We start from the raw sequence: 12,674 nt of genomic DNA, 5'->3' as shown, positions 1-12,674 counted from the left end.
ATATTATACCACGCTCTTTCCCGGCAAGGGTAAACTCCACCTTCACCCTCCTTCCAGTGGTTGCCCCTGCGGGGCATTTTTTATTGGTCGGTTCGGCCCTTGCCTTGACCCAAGCCTTATCTATGGGATGGAAGGGCGTGGAGTTTCAATGGACAGGGGGGGGTGTGCCTTGCTGTCCTTGGGGGCTGGTCGGTGGGTGGCTCGGCCGCTCTGTTTTGGGTTGCTTTTTGCATGGTTTCACGCTATAATGGGGTTATTAGTTGTTCCCCTGGGGGTTGCGCTGTGTTGTCTGTTTCTGCCCTGTCGCCCTGCCTTGTTTCTCTGCTGTCGGCCTGCCCTGCCGTGGGGTTTTCCGGTTCCCGCTCTCTCTCTCCGTTGTCTGTTGCCGCTCTCCGTTCCCTTTCTGCCGCCGTTCTGCCTTCGGCCAGTGTTTTTGTTGGCTGTGCGGCTGGTGCCGATGCCGTGGCCCGGTCGCTCTTTCCTTCGGCCAGTGTTTTTTCCGTTGCCTCTGGTCGGTGGGGGGCTGGCCGTTCTGCCTTTGCCCGTCGGTCGGTGGCTGTCGTTTCTGCTGTTCTGTCTGCTGGCGGCCCGGCCGCTCTGTGGTGCTTTTTCCCTTCGGCCGGCTGCCCTGTTGGGTTGTTGCCTTCGGCCCGGTCTTCCCGTTGCTTTTGTGGGCTGGGGTCTGGCTCTTGGGCCTCTGCCGCCTTTGCCTTGGGGTCTGGCCTGCCGTTGCTGGCCTTCCTGCCCCCTGGTGTTTCTCCCCCTCCCGGCTGGGGTTTTTCCTCCCTGGGGGGTGGTTGGTGGGTGGCCCGCCCATCCGTCGTTCAGTTGTCACTTTTCTAGTGCCCTCCATGGCTCCGCCCAGGGGCTTGCTTCGCCCGGTTCGCTTCGCTCTCCCGGCTCATCTTTACCCCTCTCGGCTCCGCAACAAAGGAGAATTTAATGATGTTTAAAAAATTAGGAAATGTTGACGAAGTTAAGTTTAAAGAATGGTGTAAAAATCATGAAAATAAAATGTACAAAGAAAAATGGTTTGGAAAAGAAATTAAAGAAAATAGATTAAATTTATGGTTCGGAGTTGGTGTAAATTTTGATAAAGCCCTAAGTAAATTTGAGGGAATCAAAATAGATAAAGGATTAGAAAGAAAGTGTAGAGAATTTTATGGAGAGGGTTTCAATAGTTTGTTATTAATAAAATACGAGGATGGAAGTAAGCTAAACTTACACAAGGATAGAGATTGTTTTGATAGTAAGGTGATTATTATCAATAGTGGAATTTGTGTGTTTGAATATGATGGAGAAAGAAAAATACTAAAAAATGGAGAAGTTTATAAAATAGATGGGAAAAAAGATCATGGAGTAGTAAAAGTTGTTGGAGAAAGATATAGTTTAAGCATTAGAAAAGTTTTGTAGAATTACAACCCCTGTCTATTGGTGGGGGTTAGTCGTTGGTAGCAGGAGTGTCTTTAAGCATCGTCGTCATCTGAAGCAGAATCATCAATAATTTCTTTGACTTTTTGTCGTAGCTTTTCTTGCCAGTCTTTGACATTTTTTAAGCGTTCCTTATCAGTGGGTGTGATCCGAAGATAGATCCCCGCTGTCCTTGACTCAGGTGCTGGACTTTTAAATTGATATTTCTCCAAATCTGGATTCCCACCAGGACGACCTCGGCCACTCATAAATTATTCCTAAATTCTCTGAATGATCTTAACACGATATCATGCTATAAAGTTTTGTAAAATAATTGTTTATTGCATGATATCACGCTATAATAAGAGCATAAGGCAAAAGCCTAGACCACTCAAATACTTAAAGGATTTTATGACCATTCAAGAAGCAAAAGAGATCGCCGCAGTCTGTTCAATGATGCGAAACGAATTACCAGATGGAATGTGGGAGGAAGTCAAAGAAGCAATTCTGGACTACCGGGAAGGAAAAGACGGTGAAGCTTTCGCAGAAGAACTAAGCGAAATTTGCAAAGACTGGGGGTTTTCAATCTAATGAAAGACTTAGAAAGCCTACGCAAAGAACTAGCTGAATTAGCAAAGCAAACTGAGCAAGAAGACCTGAAAAGGGAATTAGAAAGCCTAATTCAACAGATTCTCAAACATCGAGATTATTGCCCGTTTTAAATAGTCAAATAGCCCTCAAACCTGGGGGCTTCCACCACTCGAATACTTACGGAGATTTTTTATCATGTTGAGCCCTGAAATTTACGTTGCCTGCCTTGCTAGTTATAACAATGGATTGCTACACGGTGAATGGATTAGTGCCAATCAAGATGAAGATGAAATAATGGCAGAAATTGAAGCCATGCTTAAAGTTTCCCCTATGCGAGATGCTGAAGAATGGGCAATTCATGACTATCAAAACTTTGGGGGAATTGAATTAAAAGAATATGAAGACATTGAAACCATCGCAAAATTAGGGCAAGCCTTAGCAGAGCATGGAGAAGCAATGGCAGCTTATTACAAATGCTATGACAACTTAGAAAATTTTGAGGATTATTACCTTGGAGAATATGAAAGTGAGGAAGACTTTGTTTATGATTACTTCGAGCAAATAGGACAATTAGAAGCAATTGAAAAAGCAGGATTAGATAGCTTTTATATTGACTTTGAAAAATTAGCTCATGATTGGTTTATTAATGATTTTTATAGCGCAGAAATTAGCTATAACAAGGTTTATGTTTTTAGCCGTCATTAACCCCTAGTAATGAGACCTCAGCACGTCCTAAAAAGGCTGACCACTCAAATACTCAGGATTTTTTACTATGCACCACGACACCAAAGAAGCGATCTCCCGTTGCCTTTATTTCATTGACCGAGAAAACAAAACCCAAGAAAACCCCATCATTGCAGTAATTGAGAAGGCCCTAGAGTTTGCCAAAAATGAGGTTAGCTTTTCAGACCCCTACGACCTATTAGCCCAGATTGAAAGTGTTCTGACTGAGGAAGAATTGGCCAACGACAACCGCTATTATTCCCGCCAGGAAACGGAAGACTACCACCGTAATTGGTTACATTTCTAAACCCCTAGTAAAATCCTTGGCCCCCCTGGGGGCTTCCACCACTCAAATACTTAGGACAATCATTATATACTTTAACCGTTTCGATATTTGTGAAGCTTGGTTTATCTATCTCTCAGAAAACCATTCTGGCCAGCATTGCCCCCTATATCTCCGATTATGCCAACTGCAAAAATGGTTTAAACCTAGCCTATTGTTAAACCGCTCCCGACTGAATGAAAATGCCCAAGCTATTCTAGAAAATTTGGAAGAAAATTGATGAAAGAAGAAACATTTTCAAGAGAACTTGCAAAAATTCTCAAAATTCACTGGACTAAAGAACTTCACCTTGAATTTATCAAAATTTCAGAGGCAATTATCAATGACAGTATGGAACAGCAAAAACGGCCCAATCGCAGTTGATGACATGATAGAATCCCACGCTAAGAATGTCTTAAAAATGTTGATCCGAAACAACATGATCAAGCGACCAGAACGGCGAGTCCTAGAAATGCCCCAAGAGGTTGAAGACGAACTTTTAATTGAACGTGAAGAGTCCCAATGGGGATATTAAACCCTAGTAAAATCCTTGGCCCCCCTGGGGCTTTGCACCACTCTACTACTTAGGAAAATTACCATGACAACCACCACTAAAGCCACCGGCAAAACCCCTAAACTTTGGGAACTGTCCGACGAAATAACTAATCTTGAAGACCAAATTGCAGACATTCAAGACCGGGAAGATCTAAGCGAATCTGAAAAAGACCAGTTAATGGGAGAAATTCTAGAAACTTGGTTATCCACTGGCAAAGAATTTGATGCTAAAGCCTGTAATGTTGCCGCTTACATCAAGCACCTGGAGGCAATCACAGAAGCTCGTAAAAATGAATACCGACGCTTGCGAGATTTGGCAGAACAATCAGAAAATCAATCCCAGCGATTACGCAATTACCTTGTTAGTAATATGCAGAAGTTGGGCAAAAAGAAAGTTAGTGGAGTATCGATAAGTTTATCACTACGGAAGAAACCGGCAAAAGTCGTTCTTAATTGCCCCTTGGAAGATTTACCAGCCGCATTTATGAAAGTCGAAATTAGCCCCCGCCTATCGGAACTTAAAAAGCACCTTCAGAGCAACGCTGATTGTTCCTTTGCTCGATTGGCGGATGTTGAAGAATATTCAGTGATGATCAAGTAAACCGAAAGACCTGGGCAAGTCTAAAACTGCCCAAAAAAAATGGCGAACCAAAAAGGCCACCACTCAAATACTATCCATAGGATAACAAACCATGCTCCTAGCCGAAATTCTCGAAAACCTACGGCAACCCATTGCCCCCCAATTCATTAGCCAGAAAAAAACCTTCAAAAACAAAAAACCGACTGGTTCCGTTGATTTTGTGGCCTGGTATGACCTAGCGGACTTGCTCGACGACCTTTGTGGCCTGGGGGGTTGGGAATGGTTAATCATCGACACCCAACAAATTGGCGATCGCCTCACCCTCACCGGCTCCCTCACGATCCATGGGGATGACCGCAGTTTGACCAGGCAAGCCACCGGCACAGAAGACATTGATTGCAATAGCTACGGTGATCCTTCCAGTAATGCGGAGGCCATGGCCCTGAGAAGATGTTGCGCCAAGTTTGGCCTGGGCCGTGACCTATGGCGGAAAAACAAACCCCAGCCCCTCAAAATGGGACAACGGCAAGAACCAGAGAAACAGACAGTTTTGGCCCCTGGCACTATCTCACGGGAAGAATGGCTCAAGAGAAAAGCGGGAAAAGTCTAAATGATAGGCATTGTAAAAACGCGAAAATTAGGCCGCTATTTTTTGACGATTGGGTGACAGCTCTCCCAATCTCTGGCCAGTGAGGATCAACAAAGTGGAAAGCTCTGAGCTACCAAGAGATCTAATAAAACTACCCATATCAACGCCACCAGCGAGAGATAAATAATACTCATCGGCGAACCCTGGCGAGAGGCGATCTGCCGCCTCCACTAGACCCTTAAACATTTCAAGTGTGGGGCTTTTCTTACCTGTAAAGACTTCAGAGAGATAAGAAGCATTACGGCCAGCCTCTAAAGCAAGAACCTTAGTTTGGATTCTGTGGCTTTTAAGCTTGCCCTGAAAAACTTCTAAAAAATCTCTATTCATTTTTTTAGCCAACCTAAGATAACATGTAACACAGCAATAGCCGTTTTTTTATGGCTATATCAAATTTAACACATTTTAGGGGAAGCAATAGCCCCAATGACCTTTCTACAATTACTGAGGCTACGGTTATTATGGCATTTTTCGATGAACTGACAAGGCCCGTAACAGCAGAACTATCAATGGATGAGGCATCTTAACCGAGGTCTGAGGTTGTGCAAAACAGCAAGCTTTACAGCGATCGCCATGCCAAAGGAGTAGGCAATTTAGAGCAAGGCCAACAAAACCATAGACAGCCCATAGGCGAACCCCTGGATAACATTGGGCGAATTTATGAGTTTTTGTATATCAAGGCACGTTCTTTTCCTGGCTGTTCAGTTAAACAGTATCTAATTTATTTAGCATAGGTTTACCTTAAGCCTTTATACCTGCAACTAGACACTTTCAGAACTTAATTGCATAAATCAGATCAGCGCCTTATCTCCGTAAATCCACGCAAATAGACCTCAAATTTGCCAAAAATGGCTCAACGCTGAAAATCAAATTGCAATTTAGGAACTTACTTCCACAATTTTTATCCTTTACCCAAATAAAAAAGGCGGAGGGCCTTCAGCACCCAACGCCCCCAAAAAAGATTAAATATGACCCAATTTTACAAGCTAACAAGCCAAACCATCGATCAGTTAATCGCCGCCGATTTACCAAAGTCCGCCCACAAGCTCTGGCTATGGGTTTGTGAACTCGATCCCTTCGGCGATCGCCAGGTGCAGATCACTTGGGAAAGGGCCAAGGAAGTCCTGGGCATCGGCAAGACCACTTTCTATCGTGCCCTAAATCAATTAGTTGATGCAGGGTTACTATTTAGCCACAGGATAGTCGGCTTTTGCGTCAGTTCCAAAAATGGGACTCAAGACCCAAACTTGGAAATCAAGTCCCAAAATTGCAATCCCCAGTTCCAAAAATGGGACTCCTCCTTATATACAGACTTACAGACTTTCCCATACTCTCCAGACTGCCAGAGCGAGGAAAAAGAAAAAATTCCAGATCGGTCAATAAATACAAATGGACGATGTAATGGAATTAAGCCAAAAATCCCAGAAAAACTAGCTACGGCAGAAATTAGTCAAAACTCATCTGTCATAGCGACAAGTCAGGGAGAGGAAAAATATTCCGCCGCCGGTCGTACTAAAAAGCGCACCAAGAAGAACCAGAGCTTTGATTGGCTCCCCGATGGCCCCTGGAGCATTGAAGGCAAGCTAGACCCCAACTTCCGGGATTGGTTGGCGAAGAACTGGCAGAAGCGTTACGGCGGAGACTTCCACGACAAGCAGGCGGATGTGTTGGCCCATTTCAGGAAAGACCCGGCTAATTTGCCGATTCGGTGGGAGCAATATCAGAAGGAGTTCATTCATCGGGTAGAAAATACCCAAATGCGCCTCGCTAATGGCTGTCAAATCCCTGAAGACCAGCAACGGAACCTAATTACCCATCAACGGGCAGTGACGACGGTTTTACCCCCAGAAATTAACCCTGTGGCGGTGGTTGCTACTCAGTCGCCGGTGCTTTTGCCTGGTGTGGAGGAGGTTACTAGGGGTTTGGAAGGTGTAGATCCGGTGGCGGACTTATCCCCTAGTAAAGATTTTGAGGAAGCCGAGCTGGCCCCTACTGAAACCTGTTCCCTAGTCACTGACTGTGAACCCTCCCCTTGGGAAAGTGAAAGTCCTACTGAAGAACCGGAAGCCGTTGCAAACTTATCTCCTAGTAAAAATTCTGAAACTGAACCTACCCCCACTGACAACTGCCCGGAATACACCATCCTTCCCGATGGTACTCGCTTGAAGGTGTTTAAGCGTCAGCCCAAACCGGAGCCGGTGGCCCCAGAGCAAGCCCAAGCATTCCGGCAAATGATGCAGGGTTTATTCAAGGGTTTTGGTGGTAAGCGACAAGCTCCTAAGCCCCAGTCTGAACTGGAACGTCTCAATCAATGGCTCTATGACCCGGCCCTACGGGAGGAAGCAATTCACCATGCTCGGCGATCGCCAAATTACAAATATTGCTCTGAAACTGACCAAATTATCCACTGCGAGGAGTTCTAGCCATGGAAAGCTTAAACACCTCGACTTATTTGCCGGATGTGGCGGATTCACCCTGGCCGCAGAACAAACCGGGGGAAAAATACAAACAACTCAGTTTGTTGAAATCGATCCCGACTGTCACACCATCCTCCAGCACCACTGGCCCCACATCCCCATCCATGCCGACATTAGGGACTACTACCCCACCCCAGGGCAATTTGACCTTGTTACCGCTGGGTTTCCCTGCACCGGCACCAGTGAAGCGGGAACCAAAACCGGCCTCCACCATCCCCAATCAGCCCTCTTTCGGCAAGTCCTACGCATCGTTGCCCACTGTCATCCCCCATTTGTCGTTATTGAGCAACCCCTGGGAGTTATCCATCGAGGCCTTAGAGCAGTCCTTGGGGGACTCCGAATGGTTGGTTATCAAAGCGAAGTTGAAATTATCTCGGCGGCGGAGCTTGGAGCGGGGCACCGCAGGGAAAGATTGTTTGTCATTTCCTACCCCCACGGCTTGTTTGGGCACTTACCGCCAAGCTGGGTCGAACAAATTGGAGCAATGGTTGAGGCACAACGGGTTAATTGCCAATGGCTCACAGTTAAGCGCCATGGCCTATGCCCTGATTCAGGGTTATCCTTCTCACTGGTTTCAACCCCTGGCCCCCAGTCCTGTACTGTCCCCACCGGAACCCCCGGCAGAATTAAAGCCCGAAAACTTGCCGGCAGAACCGTCACCCCAGGACAAGCGGCGTGCGGCTTTAGCCGTGCCCTTGGCATCGCCCTTAACCGAGTCTTGTATCTCCACTCAATGCTCTAGTTGCAATTCCTTTGATAGCTCAATTCCTGCCAATTCTGCTTGGAAGTTTTGTTTACTCAAGGGTAAGTATCTTGTAGAAAATGACCTTAATGGTTGTGACCAGTTTAAGCCCATAGTTCCCTACCAACCCCCACCAAAAAATCGTAGAACTAAAGGTGATGGCTCTGGCTATATTCAACTCCATTACTGCCATAAAAAGGGTAAGTCCTATGAGCAGTTTTACTATCACTATGAGGTTTGGGCGAATGGCATTAGACAGGGCAAGGGGTCGAAGTATATCCCTAAAGCAAAACTGGAATTGATCCAGGATATGGACAAAAAGAAAATGCCTATAACTTTTATCTTAAGAGAACTTGGCTTGATTGTCTAAAAAATTACTGGGGGATAAATATTGTTTGAGATTGCCCCCAGTAAAACTTTCGATTTTCACCATCCTTGCTGTTTTACATATTCATCCACTGCGGCGATCACCAATTTCTCTAAAGTCATGTCATATTGAACTGCTTTGGATTTGATGTTTGTGCGCCAATTTTTGGGCACTCTCACGCATAAATTGACCAATACTTCATCTACTTCCTTACCTACTTGTAGGCTTGCATGATTGTCTGCTTGCAAGGCAACTCGCTCTTTTTCCTTTTTTGCTTGGTTAAGGATCTCTTTGTAGTTATTGCTGCTCATGGAGTTAATAATCTAATGTTTGTAGGAAAGTTTACTATCATACTTGCATGATTTCATGTTTGTAGGATTGTCAATATTTCTTTGCCAAGTTCCTTGTAATCCATCCACCCCATGCGCTGACTAGCAGGGAGATCACACACAGAAACGCCCTGGGCGATCGCCTTAACAAATCCAGCAGACCTTCTGATCTGGGCCCTAAAGAGTGGTACTTGGGCTTCTTTAAGAGCTTCTCGTACATTCTGGGTTTCTTTAGAGGGGGGCGGTGGACAAACGGTTAAGAGGCAGCGATAAGTTGCTTGGGAGTACAGGTCGGGCAACATGGAAAACATTGCTTGCAAACTAAACGCATCGGGGATGCAGGGAAGAATTGTCAGGTCTGCTCCTTCACTGATCTCTTTTAATTCACTACTGGCAGGACGGGCAGGAGTGTCTAGCACCAGAAACTCATTGTTGGGGATGTGCCGACTTGCAGCCTTTTCGTTTACCACATTAAACGGGACAGGTATAGGGCTGCGGTTAAACCAGTTTTCACAACTACGATTGGGATCAGAATCAATTAAGAGAACTTTTCCCTTATCGGCTAAGTACCGTGCTATGTGAATGCTGGTCATAGACTTCCCACACCCACCTTTATAGCCGCTGATGGCGATTACTTTCATGATTGTATGCAAACTTGCATTTATTCTTTCATTAATGAATGACTGGCTTTTGTCGCTTTCTAGTTCCTATTATCTCGTTATTTTTCCTTCAAGTATGCTTTTCTTTATTCATACAGTCATGCAATCATGAGTAAATGCAAAACAATATCTTTGCAAAAAACTCAGAAAAAATTACTAGGGGTTATGACGGGAGTTAAATTTTTTACTAGGGGTTTGGGATGAAAAATAATCGTTATCCCCCCGACTGGAATCAGATTGCTCTGGACAAAAAGCAGTCTGTTGGTTGGGTCTGTGAACGGTGCGGGGTGCAATGCCTCAAGTCTGGGGAAGGTAAGGGGTTATCAACCGGCGATCGGTATCGACTCAGGATGGCGGTTCATCACTGTGATTATGATCCAGGTAATAACTCCCCTAGTAATTTGATGGCTGTATGCTCCCCCTGTCATCTTTATTACCACCGGAGGCAACAGGGGAATATAACACCAGGACAGCTAAAAATTACTATTAATTGACCACAGGACAAAAGCATGAACTGGTAGCAAATTTGCAACACCACTAAATTTCATCCTGATTTCATTTTGCTTTGCCAAACTGGAATTAGAGAAGGAATAGGAGGTAAGCATTCCCGTGGGTAATCAATTCTGGATATATGGGTTGGCAGGACTACTCCTCAGTGGTTCAGCGGCTGGGGTAACAGCGGTTTATCGCAATCAATCTCCACCACAGATGATGGCCCAACAAGGCATGCACATGCAATGGACAGACCAAAGTTTCATCGAAATGATGATTCCCCACCATCAAGATGCCATTGATATGGCGGAGATGGCTCTGCAAAAAGCGGAACATCCTGAACTCAAGGAGTTGGCACGGAATATTATCCGAGATCAGGAAAGGGAAATTAAAGAAATGAAAACCTGGTATCAGCAATGGTTTAAACAACCAGTGCCTGCTTTGTCGAGCCAAGGCATGATGGGAATGCATCAAGGTCACGGCATGATGGCGATGGATTTAGATGCTTTGGCCACCGCCCAAAACTTTGACCGGGAATTTATTCGTCAGATGATTCCCCACCACCAAATGGCAGTGATGATGGCTAGCAATTTAAAAACCAATACGGAACGCCCGGAGATGGATAAATTGATGGATGACATTATCCGCTCCCAAAGTGCGGAAATTAAGCAAATGAAGCAATGGTATCAAAACTGGTATGGCCAGTGAGGAAGCATGAGGCTGTTGCTTGTGGAGGATGAGCCTGATCTAGGAATGGCGCTGGAAAAAGCTCTCCGTCGCGAAAATTACGTAGTTGATTGGGTGCAGAACGGCAACCTAGCCTGGAGCTATTTAGACCAGGGCTGGGTGAACTATACCCTAGCTATTTTTGATTGGATGGTGCCGGGGTTATCGGGGTTGGAATTGTGCCAAAAACTCCGGGGCCAAAGGAGTTCTTTACCAATTCTAATGCTGACAGCGAAGGATCAAATTGCAGACCGGGTTGAGGGTTTAGACGCAGGGGCCGATGATTATTTAATCAAGCCCTTTGGCATGGCGGAACTATTAGCTCGTTTACGTTCTTTGCAACGGCGATCGCCAGAATTGCACCCCCCCCAGTTACAGGTGGGGCAATGGTGGTTGGATTATGGGACTTTTGCGGTAGTAACCCCAGAACAAGCAAGAATTACCCTCACAGCCAAGGAGTTCCAGCTTTTGGAATACTTCATGAAACATCCCCAGCAGATTCTTAGTAGTGAACAGATTAAAAATCAACTGTGGGCGCTGTCGGCGGAATCCACCAGTAATGTCGTAGCGGCCCAGGTGCGTTTGCTCCGGCGAAAATTAGGGGAGTATAGCCATGGCAATCTCATTGAAACTGTGTATGGCTTAGGGTATCGTTTTCAGCCCCATCCAACCCATGCAGAACAATAGATTATTCAATCTATCCCGTTGGCGTTTAGCCAGTTATTACGCTGGGGTCATGGGACTTATTTTGGGTCTTTGTGGCCTAGCGGTCTATGAAATGACTTCCCAGGATCATTGGCGATCGCTGGATCAAGAATTAACCTCTTTAGCAGGAACCCTCCATGATGGACTGGAACCACTATTACAACAACCGGGGCAGTTAGAGCCCTCGGTTAAACAAATTTTGCCTAATCTTTGCTTAGGTACAGTAGCTTGCCCTAGGCTCCCTCAACGGAGCCATATTCTCAATGCGACCCAACAGCCGGGCTATTATGTCCGGTTTTTGGACTTAAACGGTCAATTATTAGCAACGGCAGGGGAAAATCCCCCAGGCTTAGCCTTTGAGCGGGAAACCACCCGTCAAAAACCATTAACGGATCAAAAAGGGAACCGCTATCACCAAGTTTCGTTGCAGTTAAAAACCGCTACTGGTGAACCTTGGGGCTATTTAAAGGTGGGGCGCTCCTTGGTGGAATATGACCATCATCTGCACACGATCCAAGGCTTTTTAGTTTGGGGTTTACCCATTGTGATGATTGTGGTCGGTGGTGCTAGTTGGTGGTTAGCAGGCTTAGCCATGGAGCCAGTTTATCGTTCTTACCAACAAATCCAGCAGTTCACCGCTGATATTGCCCACGAATTACGTACACCGATTACGGCGATTCAGGCAACGTTGGAAACGACATTAAATGCAGAACCTAATGCTGAAGAAACCCATAGCACCTTGCAAACCTTAAAACGACAAAATTATCGTCTCAGCCATTTAATCCATGATTTATTACTCCTCTCCCGCATGGATTTAACAACAGTTAATCCGACTCAGTTTACCCTTTGTTGTCTCAATGATTTGGTTGAGGATTTAACAGAGGAATTTGCCGGTTTGGCGATCGCCGCTGGGGTATTGTTATCTGCGAAGTTAGACAATCAAGCAAATATCTGGGTCAGGGGAGAAGAAGAACAGCTTTATCGTTTGGTGGGTAATTTAATCAGTAATGCCATTCACTACACCCCAACGGGGGGCGAGGTAACCGTCATGCTTGAGACCGATAAACAGCAAGCCATCATCAAAGTCCAAGATACGGGCATTGGCATTGCTTCGGAGAATCAAAGCCGGGTTTTTGACCGTTTTTATCGGGTGGATACGGCCCGGTCTCGACAACGGGGAGGGGCAGGATTAGGCCTTGCCATTGCCCAGGCGATCGCTGTTAAGCATAGGGGGTCTTTAACGGTGGAGAGTGAATTGGGGCAAGGCAGTCTTTTCACCGTCCAGTTGCCCCTTGTTTCTGCACCGATAGTTCAGTCGTAATTCCATTTCATCTTGGTTTCATATTCCTG

20 protein-coding genes are annotated in these 12,674 nt (G+C 45.6%); 16 read left to right on the top strand and 4 right to left on the bottom strand.

Annotated features, from left to right (window positions below; genetic code table 11):
* Positions 1–231 precede the first annotated feature (231 nt).
* Positions 232–843 (top strand): hypothetical protein, encoded by a 612-nt coding sequence (locus IQ219_RS00385; protein ID WP_228016596.1) that lies wholly within the window; start codon positions 232–234, stop codon positions 841–843.
* A gap of 102 nt (positions 844–945) precedes the next feature.
* Positions 946–1,413, top strand: a complete 468-nt coding sequence (locus IQ219_RS00380; protein WP_194071353.1) for a hypothetical protein — start codon at positions 946–948, stop codon at positions 1,411–1,413.
* 53 nt (positions 1,414–1,466) lie between these two features.
* Here IQ219_RS00380 and IQ219_RS00375 read toward each other — a convergent pair whose 3' ends face one another.
* Positions 1,467–1,679 carry a hypothetical protein gene (locus tag IQ219_RS00375; RefSeq protein WP_194071352.1) on the bottom strand — a complete coding sequence of 71 codons (213 nt, stop codon included), beginning with the start codon at positions 1,677–1,679 and terminating at the stop codon, positions 1,467–1,469.
* Positions 1,680–1,821: 142 nt separating this feature from the next.
* On the opposite strand from IQ219_RS00375, the gene IQ219_RS00370 reads away from it, so the two are divergent.
* The 7 genes from IQ219_RS00370 to IQ219_RS00345 all read left to right on the top strand — a co-directional run bounded on the left by IQ219_RS00370 (position 1,822) and on the right by IQ219_RS00345 (position 4,791).
* Positions 1,822–2,001, top strand: coding sequence for a hypothetical protein (locus IQ219_RS00370; protein ID WP_194071351.1), 180 nt, complete (start codon positions 1,822–1,824; stop codon positions 1,999–2,001).
* Positions 2,001–2,132, top strand: a complete 132-nt coding sequence (locus IQ219_RS20315) for a hypothetical protein (RefSeq protein ID WP_255347037.1) — start codon at positions 2,001–2,003, stop codon at positions 2,130–2,132. Before IQ219_RS00370 ends, IQ219_RS20315 begins: the two co-directional genes overlap by 1 nt.
* 64 nt (positions 2,133–2,196) lie before the next feature.
* Positions 2,197–2,706: an antirestriction protein ArdA gene (locus IQ219_RS00365; protein ID WP_194071350.1), complete on the top strand. Its 510-nt coding sequence runs from the start codon at positions 2,197–2,199 to the stop codon at positions 2,704–2,706.
* A gap of 67 nt (positions 2,707–2,773) precedes the next feature.
* On the top strand, positions 2,774–3,031 hold the full coding sequence (locus tag IQ219_RS00360) for a hypothetical protein (RefSeq protein ID WP_194071349.1): 258 nt from the start codon (positions 2,774–2,776) through the stop codon (positions 3,029–3,031).
* A gap of 255 nt (positions 3,032–3,286) precedes the next feature.
* Entirely contained in the window at positions 3,287–3,430 is a 144-nt protein-coding gene (locus IQ219_RS00355) for a hypothetical protein (RefSeq protein WP_194071348.1), read from the top strand.
* A 214-nt stretch (positions 3,431–3,644) separates the two neighbouring features.
* Entirely contained in the window at positions 3,645–4,202 is a 558-nt protein-coding gene (locus IQ219_RS00350; protein WP_194071347.1) for a siphovirus Gp157 family protein, read from the top strand.
* A 91-nt stretch (positions 4,203–4,293) separates the two neighbouring features.
* Entirely contained in the window at positions 4,294–4,791 is a 498-nt protein-coding gene (locus tag IQ219_RS00345) for a Rad52/Rad22 family DNA repair protein (RefSeq protein WP_194071346.1), read from the top strand.
* 27 nt (positions 4,792–4,818) lie between these two features.
* Here IQ219_RS00345 and IQ219_RS00340 read toward each other — a convergent pair whose 3' ends face one another.
* The gene (locus IQ219_RS00340) at positions 4,819–5,157 is read right to left on the bottom strand and encodes a hypothetical protein (RefSeq protein WP_194071345.1); all 339 of its coding nucleotides are present in this window, start codon (positions 5,155–5,157) and stop codon (positions 4,819–4,821) included.
* A 212-nt stretch (positions 5,158–5,369) separates the two neighbouring features.
* Between IQ219_RS00340 and IQ219_RS00335 the strand changes: the two genes are divergently transcribed.
* The 3 genes from IQ219_RS00335 (at position 5,370) to IQ219_RS00325 (ending at position 8,046) form a co-directional block, all read left to right on the top strand.
* Positions 5,370–5,561 (top strand): hypothetical protein, encoded by a 192-nt coding sequence (locus IQ219_RS00335; RefSeq protein WP_194071344.1) that lies wholly within the window; start codon positions 5,370–5,372, stop codon positions 5,559–5,561.
* A 234-nt stretch (positions 5,562–5,795) separates the two neighbouring features.
* Entirely contained in the window at positions 5,796–7,250 is a 1,455-nt protein-coding gene (locus tag IQ219_RS00330) for a hypothetical protein (protein ID WP_194071343.1), read from the top strand.
* Positions 7,147–8,046 (top strand): DNA cytosine methyltransferase, encoded by a 900-nt coding sequence (locus IQ219_RS00325; RefSeq protein WP_368667536.1) that lies wholly within the window; start codon positions 7,147–7,149, stop codon positions 8,044–8,046. Before IQ219_RS00330 ends, IQ219_RS00325 begins: the two co-directional genes overlap by 104 nt.
* A 426-nt stretch (positions 8,047–8,472) precedes the next feature.
* Here the strand turns inward: IQ219_RS00325 and IQ219_RS00320 are convergent, their stop codons facing one another.
* Both IQ219_RS00320 and IQ219_RS00315 read right to left on the bottom strand, forming a co-directional pair.
* Positions 8,473–8,724: a hypothetical protein gene (locus tag IQ219_RS00320; protein WP_194071341.1), complete on the bottom strand. Its 252-nt coding sequence runs from the start codon at positions 8,722–8,724 to the stop codon at positions 8,473–8,475.
* Between the two features lie 53 nt (positions 8,725–8,777).
* Positions 8,778–9,383: a ParA family protein gene (locus IQ219_RS00315; RefSeq protein ID WP_194071340.1), complete on the bottom strand. Its 606-nt coding sequence runs from the start codon at positions 9,381–9,383 to the stop codon at positions 8,778–8,780.
* A gap of 218 nt (positions 9,384–9,601) precedes the next feature.
* On the opposite strand from IQ219_RS00315, the gene IQ219_RS00310 reads away from it, so the two are divergent.
* The 4 genes from IQ219_RS00310 (at position 9,602) to rppB (ending at position 12,645) form a co-directional block, all read left to right on the top strand.
* Positions 9,602–9,895 carry an HNH endonuclease gene (locus tag IQ219_RS00310; RefSeq protein ID WP_194071339.1) on the top strand — a complete coding sequence of 98 codons (294 nt, stop codon included), beginning with the start codon at positions 9,602–9,604 and terminating at the stop codon, positions 9,893–9,895.
* 115 nt (positions 9,896–10,010) lie between these two features.
* Entirely contained in the window at positions 10,011–10,601 is a 591-nt protein-coding gene (locus tag IQ219_RS00305) for a DUF305 domain-containing protein (RefSeq protein ID WP_194071338.1), read from the top strand.
* A gap of 6 nt (positions 10,602–10,607) precedes the next feature.
* Entirely contained in the window at positions 10,608–11,306 is a 699-nt protein-coding gene (rppA, locus tag IQ219_RS00300; RefSeq protein ID WP_194071337.1) for a two-component system response regulator RppA, read from the top strand.
* Positions 11,293–12,645, top strand: a complete 1,353-nt coding sequence (gene rppB / locus IQ219_RS00295; protein WP_194071336.1) for a two-component system sensor histidine kinase RppB — start codon at positions 11,293–11,295, stop codon at positions 12,643–12,645. Before rppA ends, rppB begins: the two co-directional genes overlap by 14 nt.
* The last annotated feature ends 29 nt before the right edge of the window (positions 12,646–12,674 follow it).

The sequence above is a fragment of the Synechocystis sp. LEGE 06083 genome, from assembly GCF_015207725.1.
GTDB lineage: Bacteria > Cyanobacteriota > Cyanobacteriia > Cyanobacteriales > Microcystaceae > Synechocystis > Synechocystis salina.
This window is presented reverse-complemented; position numbering and strand designations above follow the sequence as displayed.

Coding starts and splice junctions, on each gene's coding strand:
- IQ219_RS00385 (WP_228016596.1), top strand. CDS start 232: ATGGTTTCACGCTATAATGGGGTTATTAGTTGTTCCCCTGGGGGTTGC.
- IQ219_RS00380 (WP_194071353.1), top strand. CDS start 946: ATGTTTAAAAAATTAGGAAATGTTGACGAAGTTAAGTTTAAAGAATGG.
- IQ219_RS00375 (WP_194071352.1), bottom strand. CDS start 1,679: ATGAGTGGCCGAGGTCGTCCTGGTGGGAATCCAGATTTGGAGAAATAT.
- IQ219_RS00370 (WP_194071351.1), top strand. CDS start 1,822: ATGACCATTCAAGAAGCAAAAGAGATCGCCGCAGTCTGTTCAATGATG.
- IQ219_RS20315 (WP_255347037.1), top strand. CDS start 2,001: ATGAAAGACTTAGAAAGCCTACGCAAAGAACTAGCTGAATTAGCAAAG.
- IQ219_RS00365 (WP_194071350.1), top strand. CDS start 2,197: ATGTTGAGCCCTGAAATTTACGTTGCCTGCCTTGCTAGTTATAACAAT.
- IQ219_RS00360 (WP_194071349.1), top strand. CDS start 2,774: ATGCACCACGACACCAAAGAAGCGATCTCCCGTTGCCTTTATTTCATT.
- IQ219_RS00355 (WP_194071348.1), top strand. CDS start 3,287: ATGAAAGAAGAAACATTTTCAAGAGAACTTGCAAAAATTCTCAAAATT.
- IQ219_RS00350 (WP_194071347.1), top strand. CDS start 3,645: ATGACAACCACCACTAAAGCCACCGGCAAAACCCCTAAACTTTGGGAA.
- IQ219_RS00345 (WP_194071346.1), top strand. CDS start 4,294: ATGCTCCTAGCCGAAATTCTCGAAAACCTACGGCAACCCATTGCCCCC.
- IQ219_RS00340 (WP_194071345.1), bottom strand. CDS start 5,157: ATGAATAGAGATTTTTTAGAAGTTTTTCAGGGCAAGCTTAAAAGCCAC.
- IQ219_RS00330 (WP_194071343.1), top strand. CDS start 5,796: ATGACCCAATTTTACAAGCTAACAAGCCAAACCATCGATCAGTTAATC.
- IQ219_RS00325 (WP_368667536.1), top strand. CDS start 7,147: ATGACCCGGCCCTACGGGAGGAAGCAATTCACCATGCTCGGCGATCGC.
- IQ219_RS00320 (WP_194071341.1), bottom strand. CDS start 8,724: ATGAGCAGCAATAACTACAAAGAGATCCTTAACCAAGCAAAAAAGGAA.
- IQ219_RS00315 (WP_194071340.1), bottom strand. CDS start 9,383: ATGAAAGTAATCGCCATCAGCGGCTATAAAGGTGGGTGTGGGAAGTCT.
- IQ219_RS00310 (WP_194071339.1), top strand. CDS start 9,602: ATGAAAAATAATCGTTATCCCCCCGACTGGAATCAGATTGCTCTGGAC.
- rppA (WP_194071337.1), top strand. CDS start 10,608: ATGAGGCTGTTGCTTGTGGAGGATGAGCCTGATCTAGGAATGGCGCTG.
- rppB (WP_194071336.1), top strand. CDS start 11,293: ATGCAGAACAATAGATTATTCAATCTATCCCGTTGGCGTTTAGCCAGT.